General features: G+C 56.3%; 19 protein-coding genes. 12 read left to right on the top strand and 7 right to left on the bottom strand.

Annotated features, from left to right (window positions below; genetic code table 11):
- Positions 1-71 precede the first annotated feature (71 nt).
- From BLU39_RS14380 to BLU39_RS14355, 6 genes are all read right to left on the bottom strand, one after another.
- Positions 72-785: a YjjG family noncanonical pyrimidine nucleotidase gene (locus tag BLU39_RS14380; RefSeq protein WP_092714033.1), complete on the bottom strand. Its 714-nt coding sequence runs from the start codon at positions 783-785 to the stop codon at positions 72-74.
- A 157-nt stretch (positions 786-942) separates the two neighbouring features.
- A complete protein-coding gene (locus BLU39_RS14375; protein WP_139178285.1) occupies positions 943-1344 on the bottom strand; it encodes a hypothetical protein in 402 nt (133 codons plus the stop codon).
- A complete protein-coding gene (locus BLU39_RS14370) occupies positions 1341-1796 on the bottom strand; it encodes a BPSL0067 family protein (RefSeq protein WP_254788972.1) in 456 nt (151 codons plus the stop codon). The genes BLU39_RS14375 and BLU39_RS14370 overlap by 4 nt, the downstream gene beginning before the upstream one ends.
- Before the next feature lie 38 nt (positions 1797-1834).
- Positions 1835-2338, bottom strand: coding sequence for a DUF4265 domain-containing protein (locus BLU39_RS14365; RefSeq protein ID WP_254788971.1), 504 nt, complete (start codon positions 2336-2338; stop codon positions 1835-1837).
- A 280-nt stretch (positions 2339-2618) separates the two neighbouring features.
- The gene (locus tag BLU39_RS14360) at positions 2619-3281 is read right to left on the bottom strand and encodes a hypothetical protein (protein WP_175539305.1); all 663 of its coding nucleotides are present in this window, start codon (positions 3279-3281) and stop codon (positions 2619-2621) included.
- Between the two features lie 176 nt (positions 3282-3457).
- The gene (locus BLU39_RS14355; RefSeq protein WP_092714025.1) at positions 3458-4177 is read right to left on the bottom strand and encodes a Crp/Fnr family transcriptional regulator; all 720 of its coding nucleotides are present in this window, start codon (positions 4175-4177) and stop codon (positions 3458-3460) included.
- Positions 4178-4653: 476 nt separating this feature from the next.
- Here BLU39_RS14355 and BLU39_RS14350 point away from each other — a divergent pair, with 476 nt between their 5' ends.
- Positions 4654-6339: a methyl-accepting chemotaxis protein gene (locus BLU39_RS14350; protein ID WP_092714023.1), complete on the top strand. Its 1686-nt coding sequence runs from the start codon at positions 4654-4656 to the stop codon at positions 6337-6339.
- A gap of 10 nt (positions 6340-6349) precedes the next feature.
- Here BLU39_RS14350 and BLU39_RS14345 read toward each other — a convergent pair whose 3' ends face one another.
- The gene (locus BLU39_RS14345; protein ID WP_092714021.1) at positions 6350-6568 is read right to left on the bottom strand and encodes an oxidoreductase-like domain-containing protein; all 219 of its coding nucleotides are present in this window, start codon (positions 6566-6568) and stop codon (positions 6350-6352) included.
- Between the two features lie 375 nt (positions 6569-6943).
- Here BLU39_RS14345 and BLU39_RS14340 point away from each other — a divergent pair, with 375 nt between their 5' ends.
- From BLU39_RS14340 to BLU39_RS14290, 11 genes are all read left to right on the top strand, one after another.
- Complete coding sequence (locus tag BLU39_RS14340; protein ID WP_092714019.1) at positions 6944-8497, top strand: DEAD/DEAH box helicase; 1554 nt, start codon at positions 6944-6946, stop codon at positions 8495-8497.
- A gap of 399 nt (positions 8498-8896) precedes the next feature.
- Positions 8897-9952, top strand: coding sequence for a glycosyltransferase family 2 protein (locus tag BLU39_RS14335; protein ID WP_254788970.1), 1056 nt, complete (start codon positions 8897-8899; stop codon positions 9950-9952).
- Between the two features lie 2 nt (positions 9953-9954).
- Positions 9955-11025: a dTDP-glucose 4,6-dehydratase gene (rfbB, locus tag BLU39_RS14330; protein ID WP_092714016.1), complete on the top strand. Its 1071-nt coding sequence runs from the start codon at positions 9955-9957 to the stop codon at positions 11023-11025.
- A complete protein-coding gene (gene rfbD, locus BLU39_RS14325) occupies positions 11022-11918 on the top strand; it encodes a dTDP-4-dehydrorhamnose reductase (protein ID WP_092714014.1) in 897 nt (298 codons plus the stop codon). Before rfbB ends, rfbD begins: the two co-directional genes overlap by 4 nt.
- Before the next feature lie 2 nt (positions 11919-11920).
- Positions 11921-12805 carry a glucose-1-phosphate thymidylyltransferase RfbA gene (gene rfbA, locus BLU39_RS14320; protein WP_092714012.1) on the top strand — a complete coding sequence of 295 codons (885 nt, stop codon included), beginning with the start codon at positions 11921-11923 and terminating at the stop codon, positions 12803-12805.
- A complete protein-coding gene (rfbC, locus tag BLU39_RS14315) occupies positions 12805-13353 on the top strand; it encodes a dTDP-4-dehydrorhamnose 3,5-epimerase (protein WP_092714010.1) in 549 nt (182 codons plus the stop codon). The genes rfbA and rfbC overlap by 1 nt, the downstream gene beginning before the upstream one ends.
- Positions 13353-14171: an ABC transporter permease gene (locus BLU39_RS14310; RefSeq protein ID WP_092714008.1), complete on the top strand. Its 819-nt coding sequence runs from the start codon at positions 13353-13355 to the stop codon at positions 14169-14171. The genes rfbC and BLU39_RS14310 overlap by 1 nt, the downstream gene beginning before the upstream one ends.
- Positions 14161-15510, top strand: a complete 1350-nt coding sequence (locus BLU39_RS14305; protein ID WP_175539304.1) for an ABC transporter ATP-binding protein — start codon at positions 14161-14163, stop codon at positions 15508-15510. The genes BLU39_RS14310 and BLU39_RS14305 overlap by 11 nt, the downstream gene beginning before the upstream one ends.
- Positions 15511-15534: 24 nt before the next feature.
- Positions 15535-19434 carry a glycoside hydrolase family 99-like domain-containing protein gene (locus tag BLU39_RS14300; RefSeq protein WP_217635074.1) on the top strand — a complete coding sequence of 1300 codons (3900 nt, stop codon included), beginning with the start codon at positions 15535-15537 and terminating at the stop codon, positions 19432-19434.
- Positions 19435-19443: 9 nt separating this feature from the next.
- On the top strand, positions 19444-20574 hold the full coding sequence (locus BLU39_RS14295; RefSeq protein ID WP_198511211.1) for a glycosyltransferase family 4 protein: 1131 nt from the start codon (positions 19444-19446) through the stop codon (positions 20572-20574).
- A gap of 101 nt (positions 20575-20675) precedes the next feature.
- A complete protein-coding gene (locus tag BLU39_RS14290) occupies positions 20676-21212 on the top strand; it encodes a hypothetical protein (protein ID WP_139178283.1) in 537 nt (178 codons plus the stop codon).
- Positions 21213-21326: the final 114 nt, after the last annotated feature.

Below are 21326 nucleotides of genomic sequence, written 5' to 3'. Positions count from 1 at the left end.
GCCAGACAGCGGCATCAGTTTAATCGTTTCCGTATTCTCCCTGCGTATTTCAGGTGGTGCGCTTGTTGATATCAAGCCTGTTTCAAGTTGACCGTTAGCGCGTCCAGCGCCGGCACGATGTCGTGCAGGCTGGCCACTTCATAGGTGGGGATGGCGGCCGAGGTATTGGCCATGCTGTCCGGGTTGAACCAGCAACTGGCTATGCCGTAGCGGTTGGCGCCGAGGATGTCGGCGTCCAGGCGGTCGCCGACGATGATGGTCGTATCCTTGCTGAATGCGCGCGCCATGTTGGCGGCGTATTCGAAGAAGCGCACGTCCGGCTTGGCGTGGCCGCACGCTTCCGAGGTCGCGACAAAGGAGATGAAGTCGCTCAGGCCGGATGCGGCGATGCGGCGGTTCTGGATAGACTCGACGCCGTTGGTGATGATGCCCACTTCGCCGATACGCGACAGCGTCTCGCACACTTCCTTGGCGCCATCGATGAGCACGACCGTGTCCGGCAGGGAGTCCAGATACAGACGGCTGGCCAGTTCCGGATCGATGGCGATGCCGTTCAGCGCAAACGTCTTGCGGAAGCGTTCCACTTTCAGGAAATCCTTGGTCACGTCACCCGTTTCGAAACGTCTCCACAGGTCGACGTTGATCGCCTGGTACTGGGAAAACAGCGCGTCGATGCCATCGCGCAAGCCCAGTTCGTGCATGGTGTGCAGGAATGAACGTTTTTCGGACGCCCGGAAGTCGAGCAGGGTATCGTCGAGGTCGAACAGGAATAGCTTGTATTTCATGGCGTGTCATTGAAAGGAACTTGTCTTGCATCGTAGCACGTAGCGATGAGTTCGGTTGGCCGTGCCCTGTGCGGGCGATCCGCTGCAACCGCTGCCAGACTTGTCACACGCACTCCGTTTTTCCCATGAGCATGCATGAGAAATTCGGTCCAGCGCACTATTTACACTGAAATCTGACCATTTTCGTTCGCTGTTGAATGGCTGCAATGCACTGTTTGATTCCGGGCAAATCCAAGCGCAGGTACCGTTCGGTACCGGCATACAGGCAGTCCACTTGAAACAGATAGCGTGGGGCATCGAAATTGATATCCCAGCGTTGATATAAGGTGCCAGCACTTGTCCACTCCCTGATCGGGGCCAGGATGGGCAAGGCTCCGCCGTCCACCGGCGGCTGATTCGCCGGATAGGACAGCACGCGCACGCTGTCGAGCCTGGCGGTGGGCCGGTTCCAGGTAGAGGGCGCCGCTTGCGGGCAAGAAACGGAGACAACGGGGGCTGCGGCAGCGTACTGCATCGCCATGCCCGCGATGGAAAATGCCAGCAGTGCGAGCGGTTTCATTCGACCACCGAATAGCGCTCGGGGCGATTCGATGCTCCCGCAGCAGAACGGCCAAAGTGGATCACGCGGGCGCTGGGTTTGTGGTTGCGCCACTGGTCGAAAATTTCAATACCGCCAGGCACCTGGCGAATGAAGAGCGCCGCATGGTTGCCATGCCGCAGATTCTGATAGCGACCATTGACGAAGGTGGCAATCAGCGTCCCTTTTGCGATGCTACCTTTTTCCAGCAGATCAGTCACTTTGTCGCCTTCACGCCAAAGCGATGAGGCACGGGCGCCTGTGAGGTTTCTGACCAAGGTGACGCACTCGCCATTTCCCACGATTTCTTTTTGCTTTGCATAGTCGGCACGCGCAATGTAGGGCATGGCGTTTCTCTCTGTGGCTAAAGGTAGAGAGAGCGTACGCAAGATGCGGACAGGCACCTTGATGTGCGCCAGGGCAATACGGAGCATTGACGCGTGTCATGGCCCTGCCTGGCGCACGGGCAACCTTACATATCCACCCACCAGTTGAGCAAGGTTTCATCATCGTCGTCATCGAGGTTGACGTAGATGTTGGCGAAGTACCACTCCACGCCTGTCGCTTCGCGGAAGGCGTCGAAGGGACCGTTGACGCTGTAGATGCCGTGGTGCCCCGGCACGCTGAAGGTGAGGTTGCCCTTGTACTGGCCGTCCATGGTGCCGCCCAGCTGCTCTTGCACATCGCGTTCGAGCTGGTCCACTGCCTCTTGCGACACGTCGTCGGCATAGATCTGGATGCAGAAGTTACCGCCGCGCTTAAGCACTTCGGCGGGAGCGAGCGGGTCGGCGATGCTGATGATGTCGCCGCGTGCCAGGTTCAGGGTCAGGCCGGGCGAGGCCAGCAGTTCGTAGACGTGCTCGTCGATCTGGCGCGCGGGCAGGGTTTCATACACGGGACCGCTGGAGTTTTCGCCCGCCAGTACGCGGATGTGTGGCAAGCCTTCGCAATTGATGTCTTCCATTGATTCTTTCATGGTGCCGGCGCCATGTGATGTGCTGCGGGTCGCGCCAGGTTGGGGATGGCAATATTGTACCGGCAAGGCGTCTGCTGGCAGGGTATTCAACAGTGCGGACGGGGAGACGCAATGAACAGTTGATGCCGGCTGGTGGCTGGTTATGTGGTGCTGTGTGGTTCCAGGCGCGGACCAGGCGCCCCGCCGCAATGCCAGGCCTGCGGCGTTTCAGGAGCCCGGGAGATGCAAAAGGCACGCTGTAGCGTGCCTCGATATCGTGCCAGGCGGGGTTGGCGCCAGCTTAGAAGCGGTAGCTGGCGCTGATGCGCAGCACCGGATACGCCTTGAAATCCTTGACCTTGTCGGCCAATTTGTCGTTTTCAGCGGCAACGTCCGTTTTCAGGGCGGCGCACACCAGCGGGTCGCAGCCGGTATTGCGCAGCGAGGTTTTAGGCGAACCTTGGAGCAATACGCCGATGTCGCTGGAAATACCCCAGCCGGCTTCTTTCACCGAGTTGCCCCAGCCGATGCCGATGTAGGGGGCGACCTTGCGGAAATCGATGGTGCCGTCCAGCTGGCCAGCGCTGGCTGCCGTATAGGTGTGGCCGTTCAGCGTGTAGCTTCCGCTTTTGTTCGGCTTGCCTTTGGCATCGATTTTATTGCCGTTGTACACGACGCCGGCGCTCACGCGGAAGGCGCCATCCATGGGGAAGTAGTCGAGCAGAGCGTCGAAGGTGCGCAGTTTGAGTTTCAGCTTGTAGTCCACATCGTCGGTGCTGGAGTCGTAGGAGTAATTCAGGAAGCCGACGCCAAAACGGGCATTCAGATTCGATTGCAGCGGCACGCTCAGGTGCGCGCCGATGCCGGTCGTGCCCAGGTCGGCGGCGATCGCCATTTCTGCCTGGGCTTGGCTTGCGCAGAACATGCCTGTCAGCAGGGCGGCGATCAGGTGATGCTGTTTCATGCTTGTTGACTCCAGTTGTTGGTCTAATCACGCGATAAATATACCCAATGGAAACTAAAGTTTCCATTGGGTAATTTCAGCAAGAATAATAGAGGCTGGATTCTTACAAGGCAAGATGAAGTGGCGAATGGTGGTGCAAGGTGTTGCTTTCCTGTCGCACCACCTTGCGATGTGGCTTAATTGTGTGCGCTGATGCCGCTGCGGAATTGTTCGAAACCGGCGCGGGCGGCCTTGTAGCAATTGCCGGCGGCCGCTTCCAGGCCTTCGCGGTCCAGCACTTCGACGGTGCCGCGGCGGTACTGGATCAAGCCTTCATCCTGCAACTTGCGGGCCGTCACGGTGATGCTTTCGCGGCGCACGCCCAGCATGTTGGCCATGGTGTCTTGCGTGACCTTCAGCTCGTTCGACAGCGAACGGTCGAGGCGGTCCAGCAGCCAGCGGCACAGTTTCTGTTCGATGCTGCAATGGCGGCCGCCCACCACGTTCTGTGCCATTTGCGCAAACATGGCGCTGGTGTAGCGCATCAGCAATTGTGCCAGCGCGCCGCCTTCGTTGAACACTTCGCGCAGGAAGGCCGTTTTCAGGCGGTAGCCGTAGCCGGCCGTTTGCACGATGGCCGTGCAGGTGGCGCGTTCGGCTTCGTACAGCACCACGCCGGCGACGCCTTCGCGGCCGACGACGGCGATCTCGGTGGTGGCGCCGTCTTCCATCACGTACAGCAGGGAAACGATGGCGTTGGTGGGGAAGTACGTGTATTCAATCTTGCCGCCGCAATCGAACAGGTGCTTGCCGGCAGGCAGAGCGACCAGTTCCAACTGGCAAAACAAACGCTCCAGATCGGTGCGCGACAAGGCGCGCAGCAATTCGTTCTGTTGGGCGCCCGTGATGCTGATCATCGGTGTGGCGGGAGCGGCTTGCCAGTTGTGCTGGGCGACTGCGTGGCTATTCGTTGCTGGGGTCAGGTTGCTATAAGCTTTGTACATGTTAGGGCCTCGTCTTCTGATTTTGTTGGATGGCGCTGCTTTTCTGGCTTGCTAGCGTTGTGCTGAATCTTGTATCCACTATAGAACTAGGGGGCGCCGGTGGGCATCGGATGAGCCGACGTGCTTATGTAGGCTAGGAACATTGCCTCTTGTCATCCGACTCCTACGCCTGTTGCTGTATTTTCCCTGCGGAAATAACGGTATTTTGAAAAATGCCACCTTGCGCGCGACGCGCGAACTTTGGCCGTCTGCAGCAGTCAAACTACTCTGCGTTGTAGTACGACGGTGATAAAATGTTGCATTTCGGAAATTTAACGTGTTTGTCGGGATGAGCTTGCTCTCCATCACTGCTCACTTTTGTCCCGTTTGTTTAATGAGGAAAGCAACGCATGAAATGGTTTTTTGATTTGAAAATTGCCACCAAGCTGATCTTGTCGTTTGGCGCCGTGCTGCTGTTGACGGCGGCCTTGGGCGTGTCGGCGATCTTTTCCATGGCGCGTATTAATGAGGCGTCGACCGACCTGTCCGACAACTGGATGCCCAGCGTGCTGACGGCCATGAATATGCGCAGCGATGTCAGCGATTTCCGCCGTTGGGAACTGGCGCACATGCTGGCCGCGCAGGATGCCGACATGGCGCAGAACGAAACGCGCATGACGGAAACGCAGGCCAAGCTGAAGGCCGATAGCGATAAATACCGCGGCTTGATTTCCTCAGCAGGCGAGAAGGAAGTGTTCGAACGCTTCCTGGCGCTCAACGATGAATTCATGCGCCTGCATGCAAGCATGTTGAGCCTGTCGCGCGACATGAAAAAGGAAGAGGCGCGCGCGCTGGCCGTGGGACCGTCCGCCAAGGTCATGACGGACATGATGGCGGCCCTGGATAAACTGGTGTCGATTAATACGGATGGCGGCGTGCGCTCGAGCGCCAGCGCCGATGCAACCTATGCGGCCACGCGCGCCAGCCTGATCGGCTTGCTGGTGGGCATTGTCGTCATCGGCATGCTGCTGGCATTGTGGGTGGCGCGCAGCGTGGCGCGTCCGCTGACCGAGGCCGTCGGTGTGGCGCGCCAGGTGGCGGCCGGCGATCTGACTGCGCATATCGTTGTGCAATCGCAAGACGAAACGGGGCAATTGATGCAGGCCCTGAAAGACATGAACGCCAGTCTGCAGAATCTGGTGGGTCAGGTGCGCAGCGGCACCGATACCATCGCCACGGCGTCGAGCCAGATTGCCGCCGGCAACCAGGATTTGTCGTCACGCACGGAAGAGCAGGCCAGTTCGCTGGAAGAAACGGCCTCGTCGATGGAAGAGCTGACGTCGACCGTGAAACAGAATGCGGACAATGCGCGCCAGGCCAATACCATGGCGCAGACGTCGTCGAGCATCGCCATCGAAGGCGGCAAGGTCGTCAGCGAAGTGGTGGGCACGATGGCGTCGATCAATGAATCGTCACGCAAGATCGTCGACATCATCGCCGTCATCGATGGCATCGCTTTCCAGACCAATATCCTGGCCCTGAATGCCGCCGTCGAGGCCGCGCGTGCGGGCGAACAGGGTCGCGGCTTTGCCGTCGTGGCCACGGAAGTGCGCAACCTGGCGCAACGCTCGGCCGCGGCGGCCAAGGATATCAAGGTCCTGATCGGCGATTCGGTCGAGAAAGTCGAGGCGGGATCGAAACTGGTGGACCAGGCGGGCCGCACGATGGATGACATCGTTGCCAGCATCACCCGCGTGACGGACATCATGAGCGAGATCACGGCCGCCAGCAGCGAGCAGAGCGCCGGTATCGAGCAAGTCAACCAGGCCATCGCCCAGATGGACCAGGTGACGCAGCAAAATGCGGCCCTGGTGGAGGAGGCGGCCGCAGCGGCCGAATCGATGCAGGAACAAGCCGCCAGCCTGAGCGCCGTGGTCAGCGTCTTCAAGCTCGACGTGGCCAGCGCCGCCGCGAGCCGGCCGCGCGCACCCGTCACCGTCAAGGCGTCGGCAGCCGTGACGCCGGCAGCGGCGCCGCGTCAATTGGCCAGCACGGCGCGTCGCGCGGCGCCAGTGGATGAGTGGGAAAGCTTTTGATGTAATGAAGTCAGGCGCGCTTGCGCGGTTTTCTGACGCCCCGGGTGGCGGGCGCGGCAGCGGCTTGCTGGCGCTGCTGCCATGCCTTCAGGGCCTCTTCGTAGGCGGCCAGGTCTTCCTGGTACATTTCCAGCACGCAAAAGGTGCAACCGCTGTGGCAGCACTCGTCATTGCCCGGTTTGCTGGGTGGTTGCGGTTGCGGATCGTGGGCTAAGGGCGGGGTGGGCATGGTGAGGGCAGGGAGTGGAGCAGCAGGCATCGGAGCAGGAATAGAATCAGGCATCATACGGCATCCTGGCGTGCCATTGCTGGAACGCTTTTTGCTCAAAAATCACGGTTTCCGTGTACAGTTGCGGTGAATTAGGGTATCGTTTACAGCACTGATATTGTATCTTCTGCGCGCGATGTTCCGCCGGCGCGATCTCCGCCGCCATCGCCGCACATCTCTTCGACGCTCCCGCATACGCCTTCCAGCATGTCCCGGAGCACGGAGGTGCCGCAAGAACAATGATCCATGGCTTGCAAGACGGAGCTGCCTGTGCCCCGAAATGTTGTTTATTGAGAAAGCATGGCTTCCGCAGTGCGGAGGCACACCAGAAAATTTATGTCTGAAACCGAATCGACTCCTACGCCCAGCCCGGCGATTGCCCCTGAAGCGGCGCCCGCCGCCGCTGCGCCTGTACCAGCACCTGCCGCATCCGCTGCTCCCAGTCTGACTTTTGCCGACTTCGGCCTCGCGCCTGAAATCCAGCGCGCACTGACCGACCAAGGCTACACCCATCCGACACCGATCCAGGAACAAGCGATCCCCGTCGTGCTGCAAGGCCGCGATGTGATGGGTGCCGCGCAAACGGGCACCGGCAAGACGGCTGGTTTTTCCTTGCCGATCATCCAGTTGCTGATGGCACATGCCAGCAGCAGCATGTCGCCGGCACGCCACCCGGTGCGCGCGCTGATCCTCACGCCGACGCGTGAACTGGCGGTGCAGGTGGCCGAAAACGTCAAGGCTTATGCCAAGCACACGCCGCTGCGCTCGACCGTCGTCTTCGGCGGCATGGACATGAAGCCGCAAACCGTCATCCTGCGCGGCGGCGTGGAAATCGTCATCGCCACGCCTGGCCGCTTGCTCGACCATATCGAGCAAAAGAACATCAGCCTGAGCCAGGTGCAGATGCTGGTCATGGATGAAGCGGACCGCATGCTGGACATGGGCTTCCTGCCGGACTTGCAACGCATCATCAACTTGCTGCCGAAGCAGCGCCAGAATCTGATGTTCTCGGCTACCTTCTCGCCAGAAATCAAGAAGCTGGCCGCCACCTTCCTCAACGATCCGCTGACGATCGAAGTGGCGCGCAGCAACCAGACGGCCGACAAGGTCACGCAAGTGGTCTACAAGGTCACGGAAGACCAGAAGCATGCCCTGGTAGCCCATTTGTTGCGCCAGCGCGACCTGAAGCAGGTCATCGTCTTCTCGAACACCAAGATCGGCGCCTCGCGCCTGGCCCGCGTGCTGGAACAGGAGGGCATGAGCGCCACGGCGATTCATGGCGACAAGAGCCAGCAGGAACGCATGGCGGCGCTGGAAGCGTTCAAGAAGGGCGAGATCGACGTGCTGGTGGCCACCGACGTGGCGGCGCGCGGCCTGGATATTTCCGACCTGCCTTGCGTCATCAACTTCGACTTGCCGTACAACGCGGAAGACTATGTGCACCGAATCGGCCGCACTGGACGCGCCGGCGCCTCGGGCGACGCCATTTCGATCTATTCCGATAAAGACGAGCGCTTGCTGGCCGATATCGAAAAACTCATCAAGCAAAGCATCAAGCGCGGCGAATTGGCGGGCTTCAATCCTGCTCCGTCCCGCAGCAGCGACAGCGAGCGCCGTCCACCGCGCCGCAGCGAAGGTGGCGATGCGCGTCCTGCACGTTCACCTGAGAGTCGCTACGCGGGTGATGCCGACACGCGTTCGGTGAGCCGTCCGGGCGACCGCGCCAGCCGTCCTTCGTTTGGTCCCGGTGCGCGGCGCGATAAGGTCGATCCGTGGTTCCTCAAACCGTATGAACCTACCAAAGCGCTTGCGCAGGCGGTGAGTGACAACCATCCTGCGCCAAAAGCGAAGCAGAAGCTTGCTGCTCTGCTCGGAGGCTTGACGAAGTAATAAAAAATTCATGCGCGCCGTGACGGCGCGCATGCTTTTCTCCCCTGCGCCACTCGCCTGCGCACTCGTGTATTATTTAAAAGCCATTTGCCATTTTTCTAATGGGAATTCCCCATTCGAAATTTTTATTAATTTATACCCATGCCTTCCATATGTATTGGCTGGCAACTTGTGTTGTATTTAATAAATTTGTTTGTTCTCCATTTCAATTTTGTTGCAATTATAGCAAATTAATTTGCCACTATTTATTGATGCTGTTAGAATTCTGAAGGTGTTTGCATTGTTACATGATGTTACAGCCTTTTAAAAAAATTCCGACATCTGCGATACTTCCGTTGGACGGGTGCGCCAAGCGTGGCCCGCATAGGATATCTGGAAGGTCACTGGTGGAGGCGGTAAGTGAATCAAGTCAATAGAATGATCTCAAACGACAGGCATTACATCGTTGACCATCATGAGCAGCACGGCGTGACCGCACCGAATATGGTAGTGAAGAGCGACGTGTTCAAGGGTGCGCCTATAACGGTGAGCGCTGCGCCAAAAATTGCTATTTTGCTGTGTACTTATCATGGGCAGAATTTTCTCGCGGAGCAGCTCGATTCGTTCGAGGCGCAGAGTCATTCCAACTGGGAAGTATGGGCATCTGACGACGGCTCGCGCGATGCCACCCACGATATTCTCGCCAGTTATCAACAGAAGTGGGGTGAAGAGCGTCTGTCGGTGCATTTCGGGCCGGCAGAGGGTTTTTCTGCCAACTTTTTGTCCTTGACTTGTAAAGCTGATATCGAGGCCGATTATTTTTCCTATTCTGATCAGGACGATATTTGGGAAGAGGATAAACTTCAGCGGGCTGTGGACTGGTTGAATTCCGTGCCAGCGGACATACCGGCTTTATATTGTAGCCGTACTCGGCTGGTTAATTCCGAGAACCAAGATATTGGTCTGTCGCCGCTGTTTCAAAAAAAACCAGGATTTTCGAATGCGCTGATGCAGAATATCGGCGGGGGAAATACCATGGTATTCAACTCCGCAGCGCGCACTTTATTGCGTCAGGCTTGTAGTGAGGTGTCCGTGCTGACGCATGACTGGTGGATCTATATGGTGATCAGCGGATGTGGGGGGCGCGTATTTTATGATGCGTACCCGTCGTTGCGCTATCGCCAGCACGAAGGCAATATCGTCGGCATGAATTCGAACTGGCTGGCTCGTTTTTCACGGATAAGAATGCTGCTCCAGGGGAACTTTCGTGAATGGAATGATCAGCATATCGAAGCATTGCAAAAAATGCGCCATATGTTGACTCCCGAGAATCGTATTATTTTGGACCGTTTGGCTCAATCACGTGATCGATGGTTTTTGCCGCGCCTGATTGGACTCAAGCGTGCAGGTATTTATCGTCAAACTATGCTGGGCAATATGGGTTTAATCGTTGCGGCACTATTTAAAAAGATTTAAAAATGAGCATACTCGTAACAGGCGGAGCAGGTTTTATTGGTAGTAACTTTGTATTGGATTGGCTGGCTCAATCCGATGAGATGGTTATTAATCTTGATAAACTGAGTTATGCCGGTAACATGGAGAATCTTGCCTCTGTGCTAGATAACAAAAACCATGTATTTGTGCAAGGTGATATTGCGGATGGTGAACTCCTGACGCGTTTGCTAAACGAACACCAGCCCCGCGCGATCTTGAATTTTGCGGCGGAAAGCCATGTGGATCGTTCGATTCTTGGTCCTGGTGAATTTGTACAGACCAATATTGTCGGCACATTTAATTTGCTTGAGGCAACTCGTTCCTATTGGAAAGGTTTGTCTGCCGAATTGCAGGCGGCTTTCCGTTTCTTGCATGTGTCGACCGATGAAGTCTACGGTTCCTTGTCCAACGACGCGCCAGCATTCACGGAAACGCATCGTTACGAACCAAACAGCCCATACTCTGCCAGCAAGGCGGCCAGTGATCACTTGGTGCGCGCCTACCATCATACGTATGGCCTGCCGGTCCTGACGACGAATTGTTCGAATAACTATGGTCCGTATCACTTCCCCGAGAAACTGATCCCGTTAATGATCGTCAATGCGCTGGCCGGAAAGCCGTTGCCTATCTATGGTGATGGCCAGCAGATACGCGATTGGCTGTACGTCAAGGACCATTGCAGCGCCATTCGCCGCGTACTTGCGGCAGGCGTGAGCGGCGAAGTCTATAACGTCGGCGGCTGGAATGAAAAGCCGAACCTGGAGATTGTGCACACCGTATGCGCTTTGCTCGACGAGTTGCGTCCGCGTGCCGACGGCAGCAGCTATCGCGAACAGATCAGTTATGTCACGGACCGTCCGGGCCACGACCGCCGCTATGCCATCGATGCTGGCAAGCTCGAACGTGAATTGAACTGGAAGCCGGCCGAGACGTTTGATACGGGCATCCGCAAGACTGTCCAGTGGTATCTGGAAAATCAGGCATGGGTTGCTAACGTGCAGTCCGGAAACTATCGCGATTGGCTCGACAAGAACTACTCCGGGCGTCAAGCATGAAAATTCTGTTGTTTGGCAAAGGCGGCCAGGTAGGTTGGGAGTTGCAGCGCAGTCTCGCACCGCTCGGTGAAGTTGTTGCTCTGGGCACTGGAAGTACCAATATGTGCGGTAACTTCCTGGATCTGGAGGGCCTTGCCGCCACGGTGCGCGCGGTGCAAGCCGATGTGATCGTCAATGCCGCAGCGTATACGGCTGTCGACAAGGCCGAGAGCGATCAGGGTGCTTGTCATGCAATCAATGCGGCAGCGCCAGGTGTGCTGGCCCGTGAAGCCGCACGTACCAATGCCTTATTGGTTCATTATTCTACTGATTATGTCTTTGACGGCAGTGGTATCCAGCCCTGGTGCGAGTCGGATGCGGTACATCCACTGAGTGTTTATGGCAAGACGAAGCTGGCCGGTGAGCGCGAGATTCAGGCGTCCGGCTGCCGGCACCTGATTTTTCGAACCAGCTGGGTGTATGCTGCCCGCGGCGGCAATTTTGCCAAGACCATGCTGCGTCTCGCTGCCGAGCGCGATGCGCTGGCTGTGGTCAACGATCAGCTTGGTGCGCCGACCGGCGCCGATTTGATTGCCGATGTCACCAGCCATGCGATTCGTGCCGCGCAAACGCAGCCCGCGCTGGGTGGCTTGTATCACTTGGTGGCATCCGGCAGCACCTCCTGGCACGGCTATGCCGATTTTGTCATCTCGTTCGCCCGGCGCAACGGGGTTGCCATCAAGGTAGCACAGGATGCCATCTCGGCTGTCGCCAGCGACGCATTTCCCACGCCAGCGCCGCGCCCCAAGAATTCGCGCCTCGCGATAGACAAGCTGCAAGCCGCATTTGGCTTGACGATGCCGCAGTGGGAAGATGGCGTTACTCGTATGCTAACTGAACTTTTCGAGAAATAATCATGAGTCAACGTAAGGGTATTATTCTGGCAGGCGGATCAGGCACCCGCCTTTATCCAGTTACGCAGGTTGTTTCAAAGCAACTTCTGCCTATCTATGACAAGCCGATGATTTACTATCCCTTGAGCACCTTGATGCTCGCCGGAATAAGGGAAATTCTGATCATCTCGACGCCGCAGGATACGCCGCGTTTTCAGCAATTGCTGGGTGATGGCAGTAGCTGGGGTCTCAACCTCAGTTATGCCGTGCAGGCCAGCCCTGATGGCCTGGCACAGGCTTTCATCATCGGCAAGGAGTTCCTTGGTGGATCGCCCAGCGCGTTGGTCTTGGGTGATAACATTTTTTATGGACATGATTTGCAGGGCCAGCTCGAACATGCTTCTGCGCGCACTTCCGGCGCGACGGTGTTTGCCTACCATGTCCAGGATCCCGAGCGCTACGGCGTCGTTGATTTTGATGCTGCAGGGCGGGCAACCAGTCTGGAAGAAAAACCGCTTGTGCCAAAAAGCAATTATGCGGTGACGGGCCTGTATTTCTATGATGCGCAAGTCATTGACATCGCCACCAGCCTGAAGCCATCACCGCGCGGCGAGTTGGAAATTACCGACGTCAATCGCATCTATCTGGAGCGTGGTGAACTCGATGTCGAGATCATGGGCCGTGGCTATGCCTGGCTTGACACGGGCACGCATGAGAGCCTGATCGAAGCGAGCAACTTCATTCAAACCATCGAGCACCGTCAGGGCCTGAAGGTTGCCTGCCCGGAAGAAATTGCATTCCGGCGCCAATGGATTGATGGTGAGCAGTTGGAGAAATTGGCCCAGCCGCTGGCAAAAAATAATTATGGCAAGTACCTGCAGCGCATATTGAAAGAAACGGTTTACTAATGAACGCCACGCACTTAGCAATCCCCGAGGTTGTCCTGTTCGAACCCAAGGTCTTTGGCGACGACAGGGGATTTTTTTTTGAAAGCTTCAATCAAGCCCAGTTTGATGCTGCGGTAGGGCGTCCTGTCACGTTTGTGCAGGATAACCACAGCCGTTCGGTCAAGCATGTCTTGCGTGGCCTCCATTACCAGATCCAGCAGCCGCAAGGCAAGCTGGTACGGGTGGTCAGTGGCTCCGTATTCGACGTCGCTGTCGATCTGCGTCAAAGCTCGCCTACCTTTGGTAAATGGGTGGGGGAAGTGTTGAGTGCCGAAAATAAAAGGCAGTTGTGGGTGCCAGAAGGCTTCGGCCATGGTTTTGTAGTGTTGAGCGATACGGCAGAATTTCTGTACAAGACAACCGATTACTGGGCGCCCGCGCATGAGCGTTGTATCGCGTGGAATGATCCGACGCTGCAGATCGACTGGACAATCGGCGATGCCGTGCCATCGCTGTCTGCCAAGGATGCGCAAGGCAGCTTGTTCGCCCAGGCGCAGGTTTTTGCCTGATGCAGAATTTCTCGACGTCGCCCATCCATCTGGTGGGAAGCGCATGGAAAAACCGTGCGTTGATTTCGGCACTGGTGCGCAGAGAAGTGGTCGGACGCTACCGTGGTTCCATGATGGGCATCCTGTGGTCTTTCTTTAATCCGATTCTGATGCTGGCCGTATATACGTTTGTCTTCAGCGTCGTGTTCAAGTCGCGCTGGGCCGGGGGCAGCGATTCAAAAACCGAATTTGCCCTAGTGCTTTTTTCCGGACTGATCGTTTTTAATCTTTTCGCGGAATGCATCAACCGTGCCCCGGGTTTGATTTTGAATAATGTCAACTATGTCAAGAAGGTGGTGTTTCCTTTGGAAGTGCTGCCTTTAGTCGCGTTGGGCTCGGCACTGTTTCATACCATTATCAGCCTGATAGTATGGATGGTGGCCTATCTGGTCCTTTTCGGCATGCCGTATGCCACGGTATTGTTATTGCCGTTGGTGATACTGCCGCTGATTTTGTTTGTGCTGGGGTTGAGCTGGGCGCTTGCATCGTTGGGTGTGTATTTGCGTGATGTTTCTCAGGTAATCGGCATTGTCACGACCGTGCTGATGTTCCTTTCGCCTATCTTTTACAGCACCAGCAGCTTGCCCGAGCAATACCGTCCCTTGTTGCAACTGAATCCGATGACACCGGTGATAGAGCAGGTACGCGAAGTGCTGTTCTGGGGGCGTTTGCCGGACATGGGATTCTTGATGATGTACCTGGTCGCTTCCGCGATAATCGCCATGCTGGGTTTTGCATGGTTTCAAAAGACACGGAAAGGATTTGCCGATGTCTTGTGATGATATTGCAATTTCAGTCAAGAATCTGAGCAAGTGTTTCCAGATTTACGACAAGCCGCGCGACCGCCTGATGCAAATGTTCATGCGCAGCCGCAAGAAGTATTATCGCGAATTCTGGGCCTTGAAAGACGTCTCGTTTGATATTCGGCGCGGCGAGACCGTGGGTATTGTGGGCCGCAACGGCAGTGGCAAGTCGACCTTGCTGCAGATCATATGCGGTACTCTCAATCCGACGGGCGGCAGCGTGACCACGCGAGGCCGCATCGCGGCATTGCTGGAACTGGGATCCGGTTTTAATCCCGAGTTCACCGGTAAGGAAAACGTTTACCTGAACGCTACCGTGCTTGGATTGACGGAGGCCGAGATTGATGCCAGATTTGATGAAATCGTGGCGTTTGCCGATATTGGCGACTTCATTTCACAGCCAGTCAAGACTTATTCCAGCGGCATGATGGTGCGCCTGGCCTTTGCCGTGGCCATCAACGTGGATCCTGAGATCCTGATCGTCGACGAAGCGCTGTCCGTTGGCGACGAGCTGTTTCAGCGTAAATGTTTTGCGCGTATCGAAGCGATCCGCGCAAAGGGGGCGACGATTCTCTTTGTGTCCCATTCGGGGAGCACGATTGTTGACCTGTGCGATACCGCCATCCTGATGGATGCGGGTGATAAATTACTGGAGGGGGCACCGAAGCAGATCGTCGGGCGTTACCAGAAGTTATTATATGCGCCGGCCGACAAGCAAGACCTCATCCGCGAACAAATCCGGCGGGCCGAGGAAGTCCGTTCCAATTCGGCTACGGATGCTGCGCCTAACGAACATGCCATGGCGCTGGAGCAGCAGGTGGAAGAACAGGAAAGCTTCGATAGTGGACTGAAGCCGACCAGCACTATCGAATATGAATCGCGCGGCGCTTATATCGAAAAGGTGGAGATCAGGACGCTTGGCGACAAGCAGGTGAATAACCTGATCCGCGGCAGGACATATCGTTATGTCTATTTTGTCCGCGTCGAGGAAGCGATTCGCAACATGCGTTTTGGCATGCTGATCAAAACCTTGAACGGGATCGAACTCGGTGGTGCCGCATCCGCCCGCTCTTTCGATGGCGCGCTGGCGAAGGTGGCAGCAGGCGCCGTGTATAAAGTGGAATTCCGATTTACTTGCTCCCTGAATCCTGGCGTCTATTTCCTCAATGCCGGTGTCACGGGAGAGCTGGGTGGGGACGATACCTATTTGCATCGCTTGATTGATATTGCCATGTTCCGGGTGCAATCAAATGCTGCTGATCTGGCTACGGGAATTGTGGATTTTGGTTGCTATCCAGAAATAGAACTGCAATAAATAAACAGTATAAAGAAAGCAGAAATGGTAGAAGTTAAAAAAAACAGGCTGTTTATTGTCCTGGGTATGCATCGTAGCGGTACGAGCACGATCACTCGTGGCTTGCGCGTTATGGGTATCGATCTAGGAACACGATTAATTCCCGCGATCGAAGGGAATAACGCCAAGGGATTTTGGGAAGATATCGACCTCAATACCTTTGACAATGAAGTGCTCGCGGAATTGGGCGGGGCCTGGAGTAGCCTGGCAGCCATTAATGCCGCCGATGTCGATACCTTGAAAAAGCAGGGTTATTTTTTGCGTGCCGTTGAACTCTTGCGCAGCAAGCTGGCCGATGCGCCATTATTTGGTTTTAAAGACCCGCGCATTGCCAAATTGCTGCCATTCTGGCGCGAGGTTTTTGCCTATTGCGGTATCGATGTCTCCTATATTATTGCGTTGCGACACCCCCTGAGTGTCGCGCAGTCACTCGCCAAGCGCGACGCCATGGAACTCGAACAGAGCTATCTGCTATGGCTGGGTCATGTCATTCCAAGCTTGACATACAGCGCAGGCAAACCGAGGGTCGTGATCGACTATGACCAGGTCATGCAGTCTCCTGATACGGAGCTGATGCGCCTGGCAAGTTCCTTCAATTTGCAGATGGATGCCGGGGCGCTTGAAGACTACCGCAATGAGTTCCTCGATCAGGAGCTGCGCCATACCGTTTATGCGCCGGAAGACCTGTTGCTTGATGGTCGTTGCCCGCCATTGGTGTATGAAATTTATTCCATGCTCAGGGACTTGGCCATGGGCAAGCGAGCGTTCGGCGAGCCAGAGGTGGAGGCGGAGATTGTTCGCTGGGGTCAGGAGTTTGATCGTATGCTGGTTGCCCTGCGCCTGGCTGACCGCCTGTCCCAGCGTGAGCATGCCGCCGCGTTCCTGGCGAAAGACCGCGAGGGCGAGATCGGTGCCTTGCATCAGAAAGTGGAACAGCGCGATCGTCATCTGGCGGAATTGCAGCAGCTCATGAGCGAGCATGATAATCAGCTTCGAAGCAGGGAGCACCAGTTGGACGTGCACATCCAGCGGGTAATGGAGCTTGGCCACGAATTGCAGGAACGTGACGGGATACTGGTCGAGCGGCAAATGTTGGTCGAAGAATTTGAAAAGAAGAATGCGCAATTGCAAATGGATGCAACGACTTTGAGTGAAACTTTACATGAACGCGAAAATATCCTGGCGACGCTGCGCGAGGAATTGCGGCATCACGAGGCCGAATTAGCTGCCATACAGCGCGAACGCGCGTCCATGGTCGAGGCCGAGCTGGCAGAGGCCGCGGCGCATCACCATACCGTGACCACGCAGGAGCAACTGGCACAGCAGCACCGCATGCTGGAGCTCGAGCAGGCCGTCGATGCGTTGAAGCATCAGGTATTCTGTCATCAGTGCCATATCCAGGAGCTGGAACTGGCCGTCGGCAGCGCCGATCACCGCGTCGCTACCCTGTCTGGAGAGCATGATGCGATCGCGTCGCACCATCATTCCCTGAAGTCTGACTACGATCACTTACGCAACGTTAATTTGTCGCTGCAGCAACAAATTGAGCAAACCCATGCTTCGCGTAGCTGGCGTATCACTGCGCCCCTGCGCAAGGTCTCGGCAGCTCCGCGCAAAGCGCGCCGGGCATTGTTCGGCATGGCCGTTGCATCGTATCGTGCATTGCCTTTGACGCCAATGAACAAGCAGCGCTTGAAGAACGGCGTTTTCCGTCACTTCGGCTTTGCCTTGAAGCGTTCGGAGGCCTATCAGCGCTGGCTGGAGTTCCAGCAGATCCAGCGCAACTGGGCCGCGCCGGCCGTACCTGCACAGCCAGCGGCGCCAGTGCAGCACGGCGATCAGAAAAGCGCCGTAAGCAACCCTGCGCTGCCGGTTGCCGACGGCGTATGGGAATGGCAGGACTATGCTGCCGTGAAGGCCAATATTGCGCAAGTCAAGGCTAACCGTCTTGGAAATGTTGCTCCGACACCATTCGACATGATCGACATCAAGCATGCCGATTTGCGCCGCACCGCCAAGTCCCTCGCATTGCCTGCCGTGGTATCGATGCCGGATGTCTCGATCATTATTCCAGTTTTTAATAATGTCAAACTGACCCTGGAATGTCTGGCGTCGATTGCGCAGCATGTGGAAAACGATGTGACATTCGAAGTGCTTCTGGCCGATGATGCGTCGACGGACGAGACTGAGGAGCTGATGTCTTTGGTGGCGAATATCCGCTACAGCCGCAGCGACAGCAATCTGGGTTTCTTGCGTAATTGCAATCGCGTGTTGGGCGATGTCAAAGGACGTTACGTACTGTATCTGAATAATGACGTGCAAGTGACGGCTGGCTGGCTCGCTACCTTGCTGGCAACTTTCAAGAACAAACCGAACGTGGGGGCAGTAGGCCCACGTTTCGTCTATCCAAGTGGCCATTTGCAAGAGGCTGGCGTGGCATTTACGCCCGATGGTGCAGCGACGATGATCGGGCTGAATGACGATCCGCAACTGCCGCGCTACTCTTACCTGCGTCGTGTCGACTACGTGTCCGGCGCCTGCCTGCTGCTGCCGACCGAGTTGGCGCGCAAGATCGGCGGTTTCTCCGAGGAGTTCCTGCCCTGCTATTGTGAAGACGCGGACATGTGCCTGAGCGTGCGCGATGCCGGCTATGATATTTACTACAATCCGGCTGCCACCATTATTCATCATCTGTCGAAAACGACGGCCGATGGCGATAATGCCTTCAAGATGCGCTGCATCAACAAAAATCTGTCGACGCTGAAGCAGAAATGGTCCGCGCCACTCGATAGCGCCATGATTCCTCGTCTGATCGCCTTCTTCTTGCCGCAATATCACCCGATTGTGGAAAATGATCAATGGTGGGGCAAGGGCTTCACGGAGTGGACCAATGTCAGCAAGGCGCAGCCCAATTTCGTCGGCCATTACCAGCCGCGCGTTCCCGCCGATCTGGGCTATTACGATTTGCGCCTGATCGAGGTCATGCAGCAACAGGCCGAGCTTGCTCAGCGTTATGGCGTGCACGGCTTCTGCTACTACTATTACTGGTTCGATGGTCATCGCCTGCTCGAGCGTCCGGTCGAGCAGTTGCTTTTATCCGATGAGCCGAAGCTGCCTTTCTGCCTGTGCTGGGCGAACGAGAACTGGACACGTCGCTGGGATGGCCAGGAACATGAAGTGTTGATGGCGCAGTCGCACACGGTCGACGATGACAAGGCGGTAATTAATGACCTGATCCGTTTCTTCAAGGATGCGCGCTATATCAAGATCGATGGCCGGCCTTTATTGCTGATCTATCGCGTAACGCTGTTCCCTAACTTTGCTGAAACGGCGGCGCGCTGGCGTACCATTTGCCGCGAGCAGGGCATCGGCGAGATTTATATCGCGATGGTAGAGTCCTTCGACTTGGTGCATTCGAATACGCATCCATCGACCTTTGGCTGCGATGCAGCGGTCGAGTTCCCACCGCAAGGGCTGGCGGAGCAAAAGGCGCCGAGCGGAGAGATTCTCAATCCGAACTTTGCCGGCAGCGTGGCCGATTATCGCGACCTGGCCGTTCGTTATGCCACCCGTGAAGCGCCTGCCTATACCCGTTTCAAAGGGGTGATGCCGGGCTGGGACAATACGGCTCGCCGTCAAGGCAACAGTTTCTGCTTTGAACATGCGACACCGGGCGCGTTCCAGGGCTGGCTGGAGGAAACGATCGACGAGACGCGCAAGCAGCACTTTGGTGATGAACGCCTGGTCTTCGTCAATGCATGGAACGAATGGGCCGAGGGTGCTTATCTGGAGCCGGACCGCCGCTTCGGACATACGTATCTGGAAGCTGTGCGCAATGCCCGCGAGGCGGGGCGTCTGCTGGGCAAAAACAACGATGGTAAATAAGTAATGAGCATGCATAAGAAAAACGACAACGACGTCTGCCTGGTAGGCCACCCCTACGCCCCGATTGGCATGGGCGAACACGTGCGCGCGACATTCCGTTCGTTGCGCAAGGTTGGACAGGCGCCGCAATTACTCGATATCTACAAGCTGGAACAGCCCAATGCGGACGATCAGGCCGAATTGGCGCCGTCGTTCCGCGATGGCGCCGCGAAGATCAATGTGTTCCATATCAATGGCAACGAGGTCGAGCAGGTGTGGAAGCAGCTGAACTATCACGAGCCATGGTCCGGCTATAACATCATTTATCCCTTGTGGGAACTGCCGCGCTATCCCAAGGAGTGGGCAGCGCAACTGGACCGCTTTGACGAAATATGGGCACCATCGGAATTTATCCTGGAGGGCCTGAAAAAGGTCTGCCGCAAGCCGATTTACCACATGCCGCTGTCGTGTGAAGTGTCCCTGAGCGCTTATCTTGGACGCCGCTATTTCTCCATTCCGGAGACCGACTATACGTTCCTCTTCTTTTATGATCTGCGCTCCTACTCGTCGCGCAAGAACCCTGAGGGAGTGTTGCGTGCCTTCCGCGCCTTGCTCGCCAAGCGTCCATATTCGAAGGCGCATCTGGTCATCAAGGTCAACGGCGTGGAAACCAATCCTGCCGCCTTCACGGCGCTGCAGCAAAACGTCCTTGACCTGCATGCCAATGTCACCTTGATCCAGCAAGTGATGTCGAGCAACGAGGTGAAGAATCTCGTGCGTTGCTGCGACTGTTTCCTGTCGTTGCATCGATCGGAAGGCTATGGTTTCGGCATTGCCGAAGCGATGGTGCTGGGTCGTCCCGTCATCGCCACGGCGTATTCGGGCAATATGGACTTCATGTTGCCGGAAGTATCGTTCAGCGTGGATTACAAGCTCATTCCCGTACAAAAAGATGAGTATCCACACCACGAGGACCAAGTTTGGGCCGACCCGAACTACGACCAGGCGGTGGCGTTGATGACTGAATTGGTTGATTCGCCCGCAAAAGGCCGTGCCATGGGTAACCTGGCGCGTCTACATATGCAAAACCGATTCGCTTACCGACCAATAGGATTGAATTACATTGACCGTTTGGATACTATTCGTAGTGCCTTGAGGTAATAGCTGATGTAATGAAAGGGAGGCTGTCTCCCTTTCTGTCTGTTGACCGATACAAGAAAACTCCCGCCTGGATTCAGGCCCTAACTTTATTTGAGAATCTCATGAAATCTTTGCTTTTAACTACTGCAGTTGTTCTGGCCTTGTCTGCTTGCTCTGAAAAAACAGAGCCGGCCGCGCCGGCTGCGGGTGCTCCTGCGGCACCTGCCGCTGTCGCGCCAGTCTTTACCAAGGCTGACGTAACCCGTCCCGCATCGCTGCCAGCTGAATTGGCTGCGGTGACAACATGTTCGTTTGATCGCCTGAATGGTAACGAACACGGCCTGTCGAATAAAATCGCAGACAAGACCAAAGTTTCCTTGAACGGCTGGGCGGCCGACGTCAAGGCCACGGTAGCCCCGGGTCCGGTGTTTATTGAACTGGATGGTCCAGTGAAACTGTACGCCGCTGCCCAGCGTGGCCTGAAACGTCCAGATGTTGCCGGTGCACATAACAATCCTGTGCTGCAAGATGCTGGTTGGGAAGCGAATATCGATATGTCTGCTGCCGTACCAGGCGAATATAAAGTCAATGTCCTGGAAGTCAATGGTACTGCCGCCACCACCTGCAATCCGAATAGCATCCTCGTTATTGCTGGCTAAACAGCTGTGCCGACGGCCGATGGTGGCTGTCGGCAGCTAAGCACGTCCAGTTACCAGCGGTCGCCAGACTGCTGAAAAGAATAACATCCTGCCCTGGTCGACCGCGGCGGACCA

The organism is Janthinobacterium sp. OK676 (genome assembly GCF_900103595.1).
Taxonomy (GTDB): domain Bacteria; phylum Pseudomonadota; class Gammaproteobacteria; order Burkholderiales; family Burkholderiaceae_D; genus Janthinobacterium.
Note: the sequence above shows the minus strand (reverse complement) of the source record. Positions and strands in the feature narration are given on the sequence as shown.

Coding starts and splice junctions, on each gene's coding strand:
- BLU39_RS14300 (WP_217635074.1), top strand. CDS start 15,535: ATGGTAGAAGTTAAAAAAAACAGGCTGTTTATTGTCCTGGGTATGCAT.
- BLU39_RS14310 (WP_092714008.1), top strand. CDS start 13,353: ATGCAGAATTTCTCGACGTCGCCCATCCATCTGGTGGGAAGCGCATGG.
- BLU39_RS14360 (WP_175539305.1), bottom strand. CDS start 3,281: ATGAAACAGCATCACCTGATCGCCGCCCTGCTGACAGGCATGTTCTGC.
- BLU39_RS14375 (WP_139178285.1), bottom strand. CDS start 1,344: ATGAAACCGCTCGCACTGCTGGCATTTTCCATCGCGGGCATGGCGATG.
- BLU39_RS14290 (WP_139178283.1), top strand. CDS start 20,676: ATGAAATCTTTGCTTTTAACTACTGCAGTTGTTCTGGCCTTGTCTGCT.
- BLU39_RS14345 (WP_092714021.1), bottom strand. CDS start 6,568: ATGCCCACCCCGCCCTTAGCCCACGATCCGCAACCGCAACCACCCAGC.
- rfbA (WP_092714012.1), top strand. CDS start 11,921: ATGAGTCAACGTAAGGGTATTATTCTGGCAGGCGGATCAGGCACCCGC.
- rfbD (WP_092714014.1), top strand. CDS start 11,022: ATGAAAATTCTGTTGTTTGGCAAAGGCGGCCAGGTAGGTTGGGAGTTG.
- BLU39_RS14380 (WP_092714033.1), bottom strand. CDS start 785: ATGAAATACAAGCTATTCCTGTTCGACCTCGACGATACCCTGCTCGAC.
- rfbB (WP_092714016.1), top strand. CDS start 9,955: ATGAGCATACTCGTAACAGGCGGAGCAGGTTTTATTGGTAGTAACTTT.
- BLU39_RS14340 (WP_092714019.1), top strand. CDS start 6,944: ATGTCTGAAACCGAATCGACTCCTACGCCCAGCCCGGCGATTGCCCCT.
- BLU39_RS14305 (WP_175539304.1), top strand. CDS start 14,161: ATGTCTTGTGATGATATTGCAATTTCAGTCAAGAATCTGAGCAAGTGT.
- BLU39_RS14370 (WP_254788972.1), bottom strand. CDS start 1,796: ATGCTCCGTATTGCCCTGGCGCACATCAAGGTGCCTGTCCGCATCTTG.
- BLU39_RS14350 (WP_092714023.1), top strand. CDS start 4,654: ATGAAATGGTTTTTTGATTTGAAAATTGCCACCAAGCTGATCTTGTCG.
- BLU39_RS14295 (WP_198511211.1), top strand. CDS start 19,444: ATGCATAAGAAAAACGACAACGACGTCTGCCTGGTAGGCCACCCCTAC.
- BLU39_RS14355 (WP_092714025.1), bottom strand. CDS start 4,177: ATGATCAGCATCACGGGCGCCCAACAGAACGAATTGCTGCGCGCCTTG.
- rfbC (WP_092714010.1), top strand. CDS start 12,805: ATGAACGCCACGCACTTAGCAATCCCCGAGGTTGTCCTGTTCGAACCC.
- BLU39_RS14365 (WP_254788971.1), bottom strand. CDS start 2,338: ATGAAAGAATCAATGGAAGACATCAATTGCGAAGGCTTGCCACACATC.